The following is a 12,998-nucleotide window of genomic DNA, read 5'->3' as shown; positions in this document are numbered from 1 at the left end:
GGAGGGGGCAAAGCCCCCGAACCTTTAAATCAGGCCTACATCTCATCCAGAGCGAACGCGGTAAGGCTGAATACCGGCACGCCGGCTTCGATCAGGCGCTGGCCGCCGCCCAGTTCGGGCAGGTCGATGATGGCAGCGGCTTCGTGCACATGGGCACCCATGCGGCGAGTGAGGTTCACCGCGGCCAGCAGGGTGCCACCCGTCGCGATCAAGTCATCGAACAACACCAGCGAGTCGCCTTCACACAGGCTGTCGGTGTGCACTTCCAGGAAGGCTTCGCCGTATTCGGTCTGATAGCCCTCGGAGATCACGTCGGCCGGGAGCTTGCCTTGCTTGCGGAACAGGATCAGCGGCTTGTTCAGTTCGTGGGCCACCACGGCGCCGATCAGGAAGCCGCGGGCGTCCATGGCTCCGATGTGGGTAACGTTCTGCTCCACATACCGCTCCACGAAATGATCGATCACCGTGCGCATCGCCCGTGGCGATTGAAACAGCGGGGTGATGTCGCGAAACACCACGCCGGGCTTGGGGAAGTCCACAACGGGGCGGATCAGGGACTTGATGGTCGAATCGTCGAAGGACATGGTACGTCTCGGCAGGCACAAAAACGGGGATTATACCCGCCTGGTGCCGGTCATGGTCAGCCCTGCATCGCCCCGCCGCCCAACGCGCATAGTTCAACCGGCTGCAGAATGCGCACTTCCTTGCCTTCGGCTACGATCAGCCCGCTCTGCTGGAAGCGGGTGAATACCCGCGACACGGTTTCCACTGCCAGCCCCAGGAAATTGCCGATGTCATTGCGCGACATGCTCAAGCGGAACTGATTGGGCGAGTAGCCCCGGGCGCGGAAGCGGGCCGACAGGTTGATGAGGAACGTGGCGATCCGCTCGTCGGCGCTCTTTTTCGACAGCAATAGCATCATTTGCTGATCGTCGCGGATCTCGCGGCTCATCAACCGTAGCAACTGGCGCCGCAGTTGCGGCAGTTGCGCGGCCAGGTCTTCCAGCCGATCAAACGGGATTTCGCACACGGAGGTGGTTTCCAGCGCCACCGCCGACACCGGGTAATAATTGGTGTCCACGGCGCATAGCCCGACCAGCTCGCTGGGTAAGTGGAAGCCGGTGATCTGCTCCTGGCCGCCATCGCTGAGGTTGAACGTGCGCAGGGCACCGGAGCGCACCGCGTAGAGGGCGCCGAAAGGATGGCCCTGACGGAACAGAAACTCACCTTTCTTCAGCGGGCGGCCGCGCTTGACGATAGCGTCCAGCGCGTCCATGTCCTGCAGGTTCAGGGACAATGGCAGGCACAAGGGGGCCAGGCTGCAATCCTTGCAGTGCGCCTGATGGCCTGCCCCTTGTTTAAGTGGCTCGGACATCTTGAAATTCCTTGAATCACTTGTAAAACGCAAGGGTAACCGATTTTTTCCAGCGCAGGGGCAGGGCGGGCGCGCCCGGCCGCTGTTAGAGGATCCATGCTAACAGTGCAGCGCACACCACGAGCAACGCCTACCCGAGGCTCACCCGCGCCATCACCCAGTGTTGATGCGGCCCTGGCACGCTCCATAGCCCAAAGGCAATCACCAGCACGCCAGCCGCCATGCGCACCCCCCGGCGTCGCAACCAGGTCAGCAAGGTATGGCTGGCCATGCCCGTGACGAACATCATCGGGCAGGTGCCCAAGCCGAACGCCATCATGCTCAGGGCGCTCTTGAGCAGATCGCCCTGAGCGGCGCTCCATAGCAGGGCGCTGTACACCAGCCCGCACGGTAGCCAGCCCCACACCGCACCCAGTGCCATGGCCTGGGACGTGCTGCGCGGTGGCAACAACCGCTGGCTCAGCGGCCGCAAATAACGCCATACCCCACGGCCCAGGGCTTCTACCCGGGTAACGCCGTGCCACCAGCCAGCCAGGTACGCGCCCAGGGCAATCAACAGCATCGCCGCCAGAGTGCGCAACAGGGTGAACGCAGGGCTGTGCGCCACGGCCATGCCAAGGCCACCGAAGGCCAGCCCGGCCAGGCCATAACTGCTGACTCGGCCCAGGTTGTAGCCCAGCAGCAAGGCGAGCCGAGGCGGCCGGCCAGGCGTGGCCGCGGTGGCAAGCGCGCCCATCAGCCCGCCGCACATGCCCAGGCAATGGCCGCTGCCCAGCAAGCCCAGCATGAAGGCCGTGGCCACGATGGAAACCATCTCAGTCATCGGGCGCCTCGCGGCGTCTCTGGGGGGCGCTGTCCTCGTCCATCAACAGGCGCCGCGCGGGCGAGTCCAGGTCGTCATACTGCCCGCTGTTCACGGCCCACACGAACAGCCACAGGATCGCACTGACGATCAACAACGCGGCGGGAACGAGGTAATACAGCGCGCTCATTCGGTGTGGCTCATGGGCGTGCTCAAGCGCAGGGCATTGAGGGTCACCAGTAGTGAGCTCAGCGACATGCCTGCGGCCGCCCAGGCCGGCGTGACCAGCGCCATGGCCGCGAACGGCAGCACCAGCCCGTTGTAGACGCTGGCCCAAGCGAGGTTTTGCACGATCACGCGCCGACAGCGGCGTGCCGTGCGCAGGGTGCTCACCACTGCGGCAAGCCGGTTGGTGAGCAATACCGCGTCGGCCTTCGTTCGCGCCAGGTCGGTCCCTTGGCCCATGGCGATTCCAACGTCGGCTTGTGCGAGCAACGGAGCGTCATTGCTGCCATCGCCCAACGCCAACACGGTTCTTCCTTCGCTGTGCAGCCGCTCCAGCAGTTGCAGCTTTTGAGCAGGTAACAATCCTCCATGCGCCTCAATGTGCAGGGCCTCGCTCAGCGACATCACAGTGCCAGTGCTGTCACCGGACGCCACCAACACGCGCCAGCCTCGGCGACGGGCGAACTTCAGCAGCGCCAGCGCGTCGTCGCGCAGATGGTCGTCGAGGCCAAACCAGGCCAGTGGGCCTTCAGTGTCAGCCAACAAAAGCCATTGCCGCTCGCTGTCTGGAAGCGTGGGTTCGGTGCTGCGTGAAAGCGCGCTCGCCCAACGTGCCGCGCCCAGGCGCAGCCGTCGCCCCTCGACCAAGCCTTCGAGCCCCAGCCCCGGCACCGCCTGCACCGCTTCAGCCAGCACCCACGCTGATGGAAACGCATGGGCCAGCAGATGGCCCGAATCCTGTTGCAGTGCACTGGCCAACTCCAGGCAATCACTTTGCGACCGCGCGCCCAAAGGCTGGATACTCACCAGCCGGGGCCGGCCTTCGGTCAGCGTGCCAGTCTTGTCCAGCAGCAGGGTATCGACTCGGTCCAGGGTCTCCAGCACATGGCCTCGGGTAATAAGCACGCCTTGTCGCTGCAGCGCGCTCAGGGCGGCGGCGAGCGCGGTGGGCGTGGCGAGTGACAGCGCGCACGGGCAGGTAGCCACCAGCATCGCCAGTACTACCCAAGGGGCCTGGGCGGGGTCCAGCCAGCACCATAGGCCACCAAACAGCGCAGCCGCGCAGAGCGAGGCGAGCATAAACCACCGCGCTGCCTTGTCAGCCAGGCGTACGAGGGCCGGCTTTTGGGCCTGGGCACGCTCCAGCAACCTGCCCATGGTGGACAGTTGGCTGTGATCGCCCACTGCCGTGACCCGTACACGCAGCCGTTGACCCAGGTTTATCGTCCCAGCGTTCACGCAATCCCCAGGCCCACGAGCGCAGGGCTTGAACTCACCGGTCAGCAGGGCTTCGTCCAGCCGGGAATGGCCGAGGAGGATGACACCGTCGGCGGCCACGGTAGCGCCCGGCGGTACCAGGATTTCGTCGCCCACCCTGAGCGCGCTCGTGAGCACCCGTTCACTGATCCCTTCATGCCCCAGGCGCAGGCAGCTGGGGGGCAACTGCTGTTCCCAGCTCACGGCCGCTTGAGCGGCGCGGGCCCGCACGCGATGTTCCAGATAGCGGCCTGCCAGTAGAAAGAACGCAAACATCCCAACCGTATCGAAATACAGCTCGCCCTTGCCTGTCACGGCCGTGTAAATGCCGCCGCAGTAGGCCCCGCCGATGGCCAGCGCGACTGAAAGGTCCATGCTGGCTTGCCGGGCCCGCAAGGCGCGGCAGGCGCCGTGGAAGAAGGGCGCGCAGCTGTAGAACACGATGGGTGTGGTGAGGAACAGCCCGACCCAGCGCAAAATGGTGTGCAATTGCGGGCTGAGCCCCAGTTTGAACTCTGGCCACGTCGCCATCGTGGCCATCATCACCTGAAACCACAGTATGCCCGCTACTCCCAGGCGTTTGAGCGCCGCTCGCGCTTCCAGGGCCTGAGTAATGGCAGCCTCATCGGCACGCCACGGCTTGGCGTGGTAACCGATGCGCTGCAGCTGGCGGAAAACGCGACTTAGCGGCAACGTTCGCGGGTGCCATACAAGGCTCAGGCGCCGGCTACTGACGTTGACCTCCGCCGCTTCAACGCCTGGCAACCCGCGCAGGCAGTGTTCGATCAGCCAGCCACAGGCGGCGCAATGCACCCCTTCGAGCGCCAGTGTGATACGGGCCGCGTTACCCGCCTCGCTGACGAATCCGTCAAGGGCGCCAGCAGCGTCAAGCGTGTCGGCATGGTCGTCTGCATGAGGTGAGGGAAGAAGAGGTGGCGAAGGCGGCTGGTCACGGTGCTCGTAATATTGCGTCAGCCCGGCCTGCGCGATGCTTTCAGCCACGCAACGGCAGGCTTGGCAACAGAACGCCTGGCGCTTGCCCAGCAGCTCGCTGGCGTGGCGGTCCAGTACCGCCGCGGGCACTGGCGCCTGGCAATGAAAGCAGCTGACCGGCGCAGGGTCGCCGAGGCGGGCAGCGGCTGTCACGGCGCAAGGGCCCCGCTCAGTGCATCATCGCCCAGGGTTACCGGGTGGTCGGGCACCAGCCATTCCTGTTCATAGATGCGCCAAGTGCCTTCGGGGCTCTCGCCCAGCAATTCCACCAGGTGGCGGCCCGTCACTTGGCCTTCGAACTGCCCACGGTATTGAGTGATACCTCGGGCAGCGGAAGGCCCACGCAGCAGTACCAGGTGCAGGTCCCGCTCTGCCTGCGCAGGCGCAACAAGGTTGAGGGCCAGCCGCTCGGGCTTGCTGGCGCCACGCAGCCGCAGGCGCACTTCGCCGGTCAGGCTGTCCAGTTCAAGCTCCGCGCGTTGGCCCAGCTTGCGGCCCAGCAGGTCTGCGCCAAGCTCGCGGTCGACGCCTTTGCCGGCGTCGCGGTAATGGTCATGCACCACCGCATCTTGCGTGTTGATGGCAAGCACCAGCAGGCCAATGCTTCCGGCTACCGAGCCGCCCAGCAGGGCAACGATGAACCAGGGCCAGCGGTGGCTGTACCAGCGGCTGGAAGCGTTTTTCATCGGGCCACCCCAGTGAACAGGCTGGCGGCTCGCGCCTCGGGTAATGCTGATGAGCTTGCCTCGCTCACCTCGAAACTCACTGGCTGGTGGGTGGCCCGAGCGTAGGGCAGCGCCAGGCTGATGGCTGACGTGCGCTGCTCGCCAGGTGCCAGGCTCAACTGCGCTACGCCGCGCCAGGCGAACTCCGTGAGGCCTGTGGCCCTAAGCTGATAGAGGCGGGTATGCTGGCTCTTGTTCATCAGGGTAAGGCTGTATAGGTTTTCGATGTGCCCGTCTCCACGGTCCCGGTACAGCAGGCGGTCTTTGCTCACGCTGAGCGACACCAGCGGCCGGCTGCCCAGCCCGTAACCCAGAACGGCCAGGCTTGCCAGCAGCGCAACGCCGTAGCCTACCCGCCGCGGGCGCAGCAGCGGGCGCCATAGCGGGTGCCGTAGCGGGCCCAGTGTAGGGCCTTTGGGGCGCCCGGAGGGGGCGGTGCCGCGATAAGCCACCAGACCTTTCGCAAGATTCATTCTGGCCATCACCCCGTCGCAGGCATCCACGCACGCGCCGCAGGCGATGCAGGCGATCTGCAAGCCTTCGCGAATGTCGATGCCGGTGGGGCACACCTGCACGCACAGCGTGCATTCCACACAATCGTTGCGGTCAGAGTGGTAGGCCACCACCGGCGTGTGGGTGTCGAACATCACGGCCTGGAAGCGTGCATAGGGGCACAGGTAAACGCACAGGTGTTCTCGAAGCCAGCCGGCATTGCCATAGGTCGCCAGGGTGATACCGCCCAGCCAGCCCAAGGTGGGCAGCCCGAGATTTCCGCCGACCAGGGCTGGCAGCAGGGTGTGCCACGGTACGAACAGCGCTACTAGCGTAACCGCGGTCCAGCCGCTTACGCCAAGCCATAGCAAGTGTTTGGCCACTCGGCGCGCAGCCTTGGGCCGGCCATTGCGGAGGCCGCGCTCGGTGAGGCGTTCGCACCACGTGAATATCGCCGCCCATAGGGTTTGCGGACATGCATACCCGCACCACACTCGGCCAGCGATTACCGTGACGAAGAACAGCGCGAACGCAGCCACGATCAAGGCGCAGGCCAGCAGGTTCAGGTCTTCTGGCCAGAAGCTGGCGCCGAACAGGCTAAAACGGCCTTGTCTCAGGTTCAGCCACACCGCCTGCTCCCCGTTCCAGCGCCACCAGGGCAGGGTGAAGAACACCGCTGTCAGGCAGGCACCGATTACCTGGCGCAGGCGCGTGTACCGGCCATTCACCCTGCGCGGCAGGCGATTGCGCGGGCGCGACACGGGCACAGCTTGCGTGATGTCTCGCAATGGCAGGCGGTTCATGGCGCGGGCTCAGTATCGGAGGAGGGCTGAGCTGGCTGGGCCAGGCTGTATACATAGGCGGCCAGCACCCGTACCCGGTCATCACCCAGCAACTGCGCCTGAGCGGGCATGTGCCCCTGGCGGCCTTCATGAATGCTGCGACGCACGTCTTCAAAGCCGGATCCGTAAATAAACCCCTGCGCCTGGGTGAGATCGGGCGCGCCCACGAGGGGGTTGCCGCGGCCGGCAGAGCCATGGCAGGCGACGCAGGCCTGGGCATAGCGTGCTGCGCCATTGGCTGCGTTTGCCGCTTCGGCGTCGGGCACTGGGCGGCCATTGAGCTGCAGCACATAGGCGGCGATGTCTCGCGTGCCTTGGTCACCCAACACGGCGCCCCAGGCCGGCATCACACCTGTGCGGCCCTGGCCAATGCTGGCAACGAGTGCCGCGGGGTCCGCGCCCCAGCGCCACAGGCTATCAGTAAGGTCAGGATAGCCAGGGGCCCCCTTGCCATCGGCGCCATGGCAAAGCGCGCAATTGCTGGCAAACAGCCGAGCGCCCATGGCCAGTGCCTGCGTGTCCTTGGCTATGGCTTCAATTGGCATCGCCTTGAAGCGTGCGTACAGCGGGCCATACATCTGCCGTGCCTGCGCCTGCTCCGCTTGCCACTGCCCGGCGCTGGTCCAGCCCAGCAGCCCGCGCCAGTTGCCCAGCCCGGGATAGAGCGCCAGGTACAGGGCGGCGAACACCAGAGTGGCGATGAACAGCCAACGCCACCAATGCGGCAGGGGGTTGTCGTGTTCCTCGATGCCGTCGAAGCCTTCGTGCTCCACCGAACCCCGGCCGTGGCGCGTAGCCCATAACAGCAGGCCCAGCGCCGCGAGGGTGCCCAAGGTGAAAACGCTGATGTACAGGCTCCAGAAGCTACTCATCGGGTTGCTCGCCGTGGCCGTGGGGTTCGTCCGCGAAGGGCAGTGCGGCGGCTTCATCGAAGGCCGCGCGACGCTTGCCGCTCCACGCCCAGCTGAACAGCGCCACAAAGCCGAGCAGTACGATCAAAGTGCCGAGGCCACGCAGGGTGCCGATATCCATCGAGTCACTGCCCTGCCTTGATGGCCGTGCCCAGGCCCTGCAGGTAGGCGACCAGGGCGTCCATTTCGGTCTTGCCCCGCACCGCTGCCTCGGCCCCGGCAATTTCCGCATTGGTATAGGGCACGCCAAGGGCACGGAGGGTTTGCAGCTTGCGAGCGGTGTGGCTGCCGTTCACCGGCGTTTGCGCCAGAAAGGGGTAAGCCGGCATCACGGATTCGGGCACCAGGCTGCGCGGGTCTATGAGGTGGGCCACATGCCAGGCATCGGAATAGCGCTTGCCCACGCGGGCAAGGTCCGGCCCGGTGCGCTTGGAACCCCACAGGAAGGGGTGATCCCAGGCGCTTTCACCCGCAAGGGAATAGTGGCCGTAGCGTTCGGTTTCCGCGCGCAACGGGCGGATCATCTGGGAATGGCAGCCCACGCAGCCGTTGGCGATGAACACGTCGCGGCCTTCCACCTCCAGGGCACTGCGTGGTCGCATGTCAGCCAAGGGCTTTGTGGTCACGTCCTGGAAAAACAGCGGCACGATTTGCGTGAGGCCACCCACGCTGATCGCCAGCACCATCATCAGCGCCATCAAGCCGATATTTTTTTCGAGGCGGGCATGGTTCACTGCGCGGCCCCTTCAGGCACGGCCGCTGCGCGCTCGGCCTCGGCGGGGCTACTGGCGCGGATGGTCCGCCAGAGGTTCCAGGCCATTACCAGCATACCGCTGGCGAAGCAGGCGCCACCGATCAGGCGCACCACATAGCCGCCCCGGCTGGCCACCACCGTCTGCACAAAGCTGTAGGCCAAGGTGCCGTCGTCCAGCACGGCTCGCCACATCAGGCCCTGAGCCAGGCCATTGGTCCACATGGCGGTCACGTAAAGCACCGTACCTGCGGTGGCCAGCCAGAAGTGCGCATGGATGGCCGTGAGGCTGTGCATGGCCGGGCGGCCGCATACCCGGGGCGCCATATGGTAGGTGGCGCCGATGGTGATCATCGCCACCCAGCCCAGCGCGCCGGCATGCACATGGCCGATGGTCCAGTCGGTGTAGTGGGTGAACGCGTTCACCGTCTTGATGGCCATCATCGGCCCTTCGAAGGTGGACATCCCGTAAAAGGCCAGCGCCACCACCAGAAATCGCAGGATCGGGTCGGTGCGTAGCCTGTCCCAGGCGCCAGCGAGGGTCATCATGCCGTTGATCATGCCGCCCCAGCTGGGCACCAGCAGGATCACCGACATCACCATGCCCAGGCTTTGCGCCCAATCGGGCAGGGCGGTGTAATGCAGGTGGTGCGGGCCCGCCCAGATGTACAAGGTAATCAGCGCCCAAAAGTGCACGATGGACAGCCGATAGGAATACACCGGTCGATTGGCCTGCTTGGGCACGAAGTAATACATCATCCCCAAAAAGCCGGTGGTGAGGAAAAACCCCACGGCATTATGGCCATACCACCACTGCACCATGGCATCGGTAGCACCGGCATACACCGGGTAAGACTTGAACAGGCTCACCGGCAGCGCCAGGTGGTTGATTACGTGAAGAATCAACATCACCACGATGAACGCGCCGTAGAACCAGTTGGCTACGTAGATATGCCGAACCTTGCGCGCCCGGAGGGTGCCGAAGAACAGCCACGCGTAGGCCGCCCACACCACCGCCAGCAATAGCGCGATGGGCCATTCAAGTTCGGCGTATTCCTTGCTGGTGGTGTACCCCAGCGGCAAGGTTACCGCCGCAGCGATCAGCACGGCCTGCCACCCCCAGAACACGAATTGGGCGAGGCCGTCAGAGATCAGCCTGGCCTGGCAGGTGCGTTGCACCACGTACAACGAAGTGCCGAACAGCGCGCAGCCGCCGAAGGCGAAAATCACCAGGTTGGTGTGCAACGGGCGCAAGCGGCCGAACGTGGTCCAGGGGAGGTCGAGGTTCAACGCGGGCCATACCAGCTGCGCGGCGATGAGCACGCCCACGGCCATGCCGAGAATGCCCCAAGCCACGGTCGCCACGGTGAACTGGCGTACCACCCGGTAGTTATAGGCCGCGCTGGGCGGTGCTGTGCTCATGTCAGGGTCCACTGTCGGTCTCGGGCAGCGGGCCGCAGTGTGGGGGAAGCCGCTTCGCTGTGCAATGCGACCGACGGCCTCGGGGGCAGGGCCAACGTGGCACTTTGCGCCAGGTTCGGGCACAGTCGGGCTTTGCCTGGGAGGAACCGAACGTGAGCGATGAATGGGCGGAACGGGTCCGCGATAACGGTTGGTTGTGGGACAGCGCCACGGGGGCGGCCAGCGAGGACGAGCGCACGTGTCTGATCCTGGCCCACGGTGCGGGGGCGCCCATGGACAGCCCGTTCATGAACACCGTGGCGGGCTTGCTGGCCAAGGGCGGCATCGATGTATTGCGGTTCGAGTTCCCCTACATGGCCCAGCGCCGCGTGGACGGCGGCAAGCGGCCACCCAACCCGCAAGTGCGCTTGCTGGAAAAGTGGCGTGAGGTGTACGCACTGGCCCGCACCCAGGTGCCCGGGCGCTTAGCCATTGGGGGCAAATCCATGGGCGGGCGCATGGCCAGTTTGCTGGCCAACGAGTTGGGCGCCGATGCCCTGGTATGCCTGGGTTATCCGTTCTACGCCGCCGGCAAGCCGGAAAAGCCGCGTACCGAGCACCTGGCAGAGCTGCAGGTCCCTACGTTGATTCTCCAGGGCGAGCGCGACGCTTTGGGTAACCGCGCCACGGTAGAGGGCTATACGCTTTCGCCCGCCATCGAACTGTACTGGCTACCCGCTGCGGACCATGACCTCAAGCCGCTGAAAAGCTCCGGGTTTACCCATGAGCAACACCTGGAAGCTGCAGCGGACCGCATCTGCGCGTTTTTGTAGTGTCAGTTACCGGTTGAAGCGCTCCACCAGCGAGTACTGGCTTGCCGCAGTCTGGGTCAGGGCTTCGCTCAGCAGCGCGGTGCTCTGGGCCTTGCCGGAGGTTTGATCGGCCAGCTCGGCAATGGTGGTGATGTTGCGGCTCACTTCCTCGGCTACAGAGCTCTGCTCCTCGGTCGCGGCGGCGATCTGCGTGGCCATGTCGGTGATGTTGGCCACCGCTTCGCTGATGCCCACCAGTGCCTGGTCGGCTTCCATTACCCGCGCCACGCCTTCCTGCGCCTGGCGGTGGCCGGCTTCCATGGTTTGCACGGCAGCCGTGGCGGTGTGTTGCAGCTTGGCGATCAGGCTGTGGATCTGCCCGGTGGATTCGGTGGTGCGCTGCGCCAGTTGGCGTACTTCATCGGCCACCACAGCGAACCCGCGGCCCATCTCACCGGCGCGGGCGGCTTCGATGGCGGCGTTGAGCGCCAGCAGGTTGGTCTGGTCGGCGATGCCTTTGATCACGTCCACCACGCCGCCGATTTCGTCACTGTCCTTGGCCAGGCGAGTCACGGTCTGGCCGGTTTCGCCCACCGAGGCGGACAGGCGCTCGATGGCTTCGCGGGTTTCTCCGGCAATATCGCGGCCACGGCTGGTGAGCTGATTGGCCTGCTGGGTCGCGTCGGCGGTACGCTGTACGTGGTTGGCCACTTCCTGGGTGGTAGCAGCCATCTGGTTGACCGCGGCGGCCACCTGCTCGGTTTCGGCCTTCTGCCGGTCCAGGCCCTCGGAGCTTTCATGCGCCAGGCTATCGGCTTCCCGAGCCTGGCCCTTGAGGTGCTCGGCGGTGTCCTGCAGGCGGGTGAGGCAGGTTTTCAGGCGTGCTTCCTGGCTCAGCATGGACATCTCCAACTGGCCCTGAACGCCACGGCTGTCGGTGTACATCTGTGCAATCAACGGGTCGGACGTGGTTTGCTCGGCCAGTTGCAACAGGCGCTTGAGGCCACGCTGCTGCCAGCTCAAGCCCAGCAACCCAAGCGGGACCGACAACGCGGCAGCCAATGCGAAGCCCCAGCCAGTGTTCAGCCACAAGCCAATCAAAAAGCCGATCTGGCTGACCAGAATAAAGGGCAGCCAGTCCCGCACCACGGGCGCCCAGCGCTCCACGGCGGCGATTGCCGGCTTCCCAGCGTTCAGGCGCGCATACAAAGCCTGGGCGCGGCGGATCTGCTCGGCCGTCGGTTTTACCCGCACGGATTCATAGCCCACCACCTGGCTGTTCTCCAGCACTGGCGTGACGTAAGCGTTCACCCAGTAGAAGTCGCCGTTCTTGCAGCGGTTCTTTACGATGCCCATCCATGGCCGCCCGCTCTTGAGGGTTTGCCACATGTGCTCGAACACCGCCGACGGCACGTCGGGGTGACGCACCAGATTATGCGGCGCGCGGATCAATTCCTCGCGCCCGTACCCGCTGATCTCGACGAACGCATCGTTGCAGTAACTGATCATCCCCTTGGTATCAGTGGTAGAGATCAACCGCTGATGGGCCGGGAAGGTACGCTCACGCTGAGTGACGGGCTGGTTGTTGCGCATGGGGGGCAGGTTCCGCTGAGTGCTTTGGCAGGGTGTCGGCGGCTGGGGCTAAAACCTTAGCGCTTAACAGCTGTCCATACCTCCGGCTCGAATTCCCATTCGATGGTGCCGTCTGGACGCCTGCGCATTTGAACATGAGTGGTCGTTTCAGGCGACTTTGCTCGTTCTTGCCTGACGGGCTTGATCGGCGCTTTGTGTGGTACTGGTGGCGCAACTACAGCGCGTTTTTTATCGAGGCGCCCGATTGGCTCTCGGCTTGGCAGTGGCAGAGGATTAGCAGGCGGCTTAGGGGGAAGTGAAGGCGCTGTGGCCACTAATTGAGAATCGACAAAGTCAGGATTGGCGATCCCGGACGTTATCGATTGCTGGCTGCTTGTACTGGTCAGTCCCTGTTTACGCTTGCCCCGCAGAGCGCCTAGCAGTTTGCGCCAGATATTAAAGGGCGCATGCCCCGTATGATCTGCATGATTAATAGGTTCTCCCCGGCAATAAGCATAGGCATTCATCCCTCCCTCTCTGAACGGGCTCCAACTGTCCGGTGCGTAAAAACGCAGCAATTGCGGCGAGTAAGCTCTGTAGCCGTTACCTGGCAGGTAGTAACCATCCTCCAGCCACAGGCTGTGGTAAGCCGATGCTCCAGCGATTCGCACAGGTAGCCCGCCGAAGGGGGTATAGGCGAAACGTTGCGGGTACCCATACTGCGCAAGCACAGAGCCCGGCAGGTCGGTGATAGTCAGTGCTATGCGGGTCATGGCATCTCTCCAGCAGATGCCCTATCCCAACAGACAATGCGTACCCGCAACAGCTGACAAACAGCCA

The 12,998-nt window shown here is 64.6% G+C and carries 14 protein-coding genes; 1 reads left to right on the top strand and 13 read right to left on the bottom strand.

Annotated features, from left to right (window positions below; translation table 11 throughout):
• Nucleotides 1-35 precede the first annotated feature (35 nt).
• The 11 genes from LG385_RS14670 to ccoN form a co-directional block, all read right to left on the bottom strand.
• Nucleotides 36-584 (bottom strand): adenine phosphoribosyltransferase, encoded by a 549-nt coding sequence (locus LG385_RS14670; protein ID WP_181114907.1) that lies wholly within the window; start codon nt 582-584, stop codon nt 36-38.
• Nucleotides 585-640: 56 nt separating this feature from the next.
• Nucleotides 641-1,375: a fumarate/nitrate reduction transcriptional regulator Fnr gene (gene fnr, locus LG385_RS14665; protein WP_225774890.1), complete on the bottom strand. Its 735-nt coding sequence runs from the start codon at nt 1,373-1,375 to the stop codon at nt 641-643.
• 130 nt (nt 1,376-1,505) lie between these two features.
• Complete coding sequence (locus LG385_RS14660) at nt 1,506-2,198, bottom strand: sulfite exporter TauE/SafE family protein (RefSeq protein ID WP_225774889.1); 693 nt, start codon at nt 2,196-2,198, stop codon at nt 1,506-1,508.
• Nucleotides 2,191-2,367: a cbb3-type cytochrome oxidase assembly protein CcoS gene (ccoS, locus tag LG385_RS14655; RefSeq protein ID WP_225774888.1), complete on the bottom strand. Its 177-nt coding sequence runs from the start codon at nt 2,365-2,367 to the stop codon at nt 2,191-2,193. Before ccoS ends, LG385_RS14660 begins: the two co-directional genes overlap by 8 nt.
• On the bottom strand, nt 2,364-4,805 hold the full coding sequence (locus LG385_RS14650; protein WP_225774887.1) for a heavy metal translocating P-type ATPase: 2,442 nt from the start codon (nt 4,803-4,805) through the stop codon (nt 2,364-2,366). The genes ccoS and LG385_RS14650 overlap by 4 nt, the downstream gene beginning before the upstream one ends.
• Nucleotides 4,802-5,338, bottom strand: a complete 537-nt coding sequence (locus LG385_RS14645; RefSeq protein ID WP_225774886.1) for a FixH family protein — start codon at nt 5,336-5,338, stop codon at nt 4,802-4,804. The genes LG385_RS14650 and LG385_RS14645 overlap by 4 nt, the downstream gene beginning before the upstream one ends.
• Nucleotides 5,335-6,672, bottom strand: coding sequence for a 4Fe-4S dicluster domain-containing protein (locus LG385_RS14640; protein ID WP_225774885.1), 1,338 nt, complete (start codon nt 6,670-6,672; stop codon nt 5,335-5,337). The genes LG385_RS14645 and LG385_RS14640 overlap by 4 nt, the downstream gene beginning before the upstream one ends.
• Complete coding sequence (gene ccoP, locus LG385_RS14635; RefSeq protein WP_225774884.1) at nt 6,669-7,583, bottom strand: cytochrome-c oxidase, cbb3-type subunit III; 915 nt, start codon at nt 7,581-7,583, stop codon at nt 6,669-6,671. The genes LG385_RS14640 and ccoP overlap by 4 nt, the downstream gene beginning before the upstream one ends.
• A complete protein-coding gene (locus LG385_RS14630; RefSeq protein WP_225774883.1) occupies nt 7,576-7,743 on the bottom strand; it encodes a cbb3-type cytochrome oxidase subunit 3 in 168 nt (55 codons plus the stop codon). The genes ccoP and LG385_RS14630 overlap by 8 nt, the downstream gene beginning before the upstream one ends.
• Before the next feature lie 4 nt (nt 7,744-7,747).
• Nucleotides 7,748-8,356, bottom strand: a complete 609-nt coding sequence (gene ccoO, locus LG385_RS14625; protein WP_225774882.1) for a cytochrome-c oxidase, cbb3-type subunit II — start codon at nt 8,354-8,356, stop codon at nt 7,748-7,750.
• Nucleotides 8,353-9,795 (bottom strand): cytochrome-c oxidase, cbb3-type subunit I, encoded by a 1,443-nt coding sequence (ccoN, locus tag LG385_RS14620; RefSeq protein WP_225774881.1) that lies wholly within the window; start codon nt 9,793-9,795, stop codon nt 8,353-8,355. The genes ccoO and ccoN overlap by 4 nt, the downstream gene beginning before the upstream one ends.
• A gap of 152 nt (nt 9,796-9,947) precedes the next feature.
• Between ccoN and LG385_RS14615 the strand changes: the two genes are divergently transcribed.
• Nucleotides 9,948-10,607: an alpha/beta family hydrolase gene (locus tag LG385_RS14615; protein WP_225774880.1), complete on the top strand. Its 660-nt coding sequence runs from the start codon at nt 9,948-9,950 to the stop codon at nt 10,605-10,607.
• Nucleotides 10,608-10,613: 6 nt separating this feature from the next.
• Here the strand turns inward: LG385_RS14615 and LG385_RS14610 are convergent, their stop codons facing one another.
• Together LG385_RS14610 and LG385_RS14605 are read right to left on the bottom strand one after the other, a co-directional pair.
• Complete coding sequence (locus LG385_RS14610; RefSeq protein WP_225774879.1) at nt 10,614-12,179, bottom strand: methyl-accepting chemotaxis protein; 1,566 nt, start codon at nt 12,177-12,179, stop codon at nt 10,614-10,616.
• Nucleotides 12,180-12,235: 56 nt separating this feature from the next.
• Entirely contained in the window at nt 12,236-12,931 is a 696-nt protein-coding gene (locus LG385_RS14605) for an RHS repeat-associated core domain-containing protein (RefSeq protein WP_225774878.1), read from the bottom strand.
• Between the last annotated feature and the right edge of the window lie 67 nt (nt 12,932-12,998).

This window comes from Pseudomonas sp. Marseille-Q5115 (genome assembly GCF_916618905.1).
GTDB classification, from domain to species: Bacteria; Pseudomonadota; Gammaproteobacteria; order Pseudomonadales; family Pseudomonadaceae; genus Aquipseudomonas; species Aquipseudomonas japonica_A.
The sequence above is the reverse complement of the archived record's forward strand: the minus strand, read 5'-3'. Positions and strand labels throughout refer to the sequence as shown.

What these genes read in the sequence shown, in the direction of transcription:
- LG385_RS14670 (WP_181114907.1), bottom strand. Translation starts at nt 584, where the DNA reads ATGTCCTTCGACGATTCGACCATCAAGTCCCTGATCCGCCCCGTTGTG.
- fnr (WP_225774890.1), bottom strand. Translation starts at nt 1,375, where the DNA reads ATGTCCGAGCCACTTAAACAAGGGGCAGGCCATCAGGCGCACTGCAAG.
- LG385_RS14660 (WP_225774889.1), bottom strand. Translation starts at nt 2,198, where the DNA reads ATGACTGAGATGGTTTCCATCGTGGCCACGGCCTTCATGCTGGGCTTG.
- ccoS (WP_225774888.1), bottom strand. Translation starts at nt 2,367, where the DNA reads ATGAGCGCGCTGTATTACCTCGTTCCCGCCGCGTTGTTGATCGTCAGT.
- LG385_RS14645 (WP_225774886.1), bottom strand. Translation starts at nt 5,338, where the DNA reads ATGAAAAACGCTTCCAGCCGCTGGTACAGCCACCGCTGGCCCTGGTTC.
- LG385_RS14640 (WP_225774885.1), bottom strand. Translation starts at nt 6,672, where the DNA reads ATGAACCGCCTGCCATTGCGAGACATCACGCAAGCTGTGCCCGTGTCG.
- ccoP (WP_225774884.1), bottom strand. Translation starts at nt 7,583, where the DNA reads ATGAGTAGCTTCTGGAGCCTGTACATCAGCGTTTTCACCTTGGGCACC.
- LG385_RS14630 (WP_225774883.1), bottom strand. Translation starts at nt 7,743, where the DNA reads ATGGATATCGGCACCCTGCGTGGCCTCGGCACTTTGATCGTACTGCTC.
- ccoN (WP_225774881.1), bottom strand. Translation starts at nt 9,795, where the DNA reads ATGAGCACAGCACCGCCCAGCGCGGCCTATAACTACCGGGTGGTACGC.
- LG385_RS14610 (WP_225774879.1), bottom strand. Translation starts at nt 12,179, where the DNA reads ATGCGCAACAACCAGCCCGTCACTCAGCGTGAGCGTACCTTCCCGGCC.
- LG385_RS14605 (WP_225774878.1), bottom strand. Translation starts at nt 12,931, where the DNA reads ATGACCCGCATAGCACTGACTATCACCGACCTGCCGGGCTCTGTGCTT.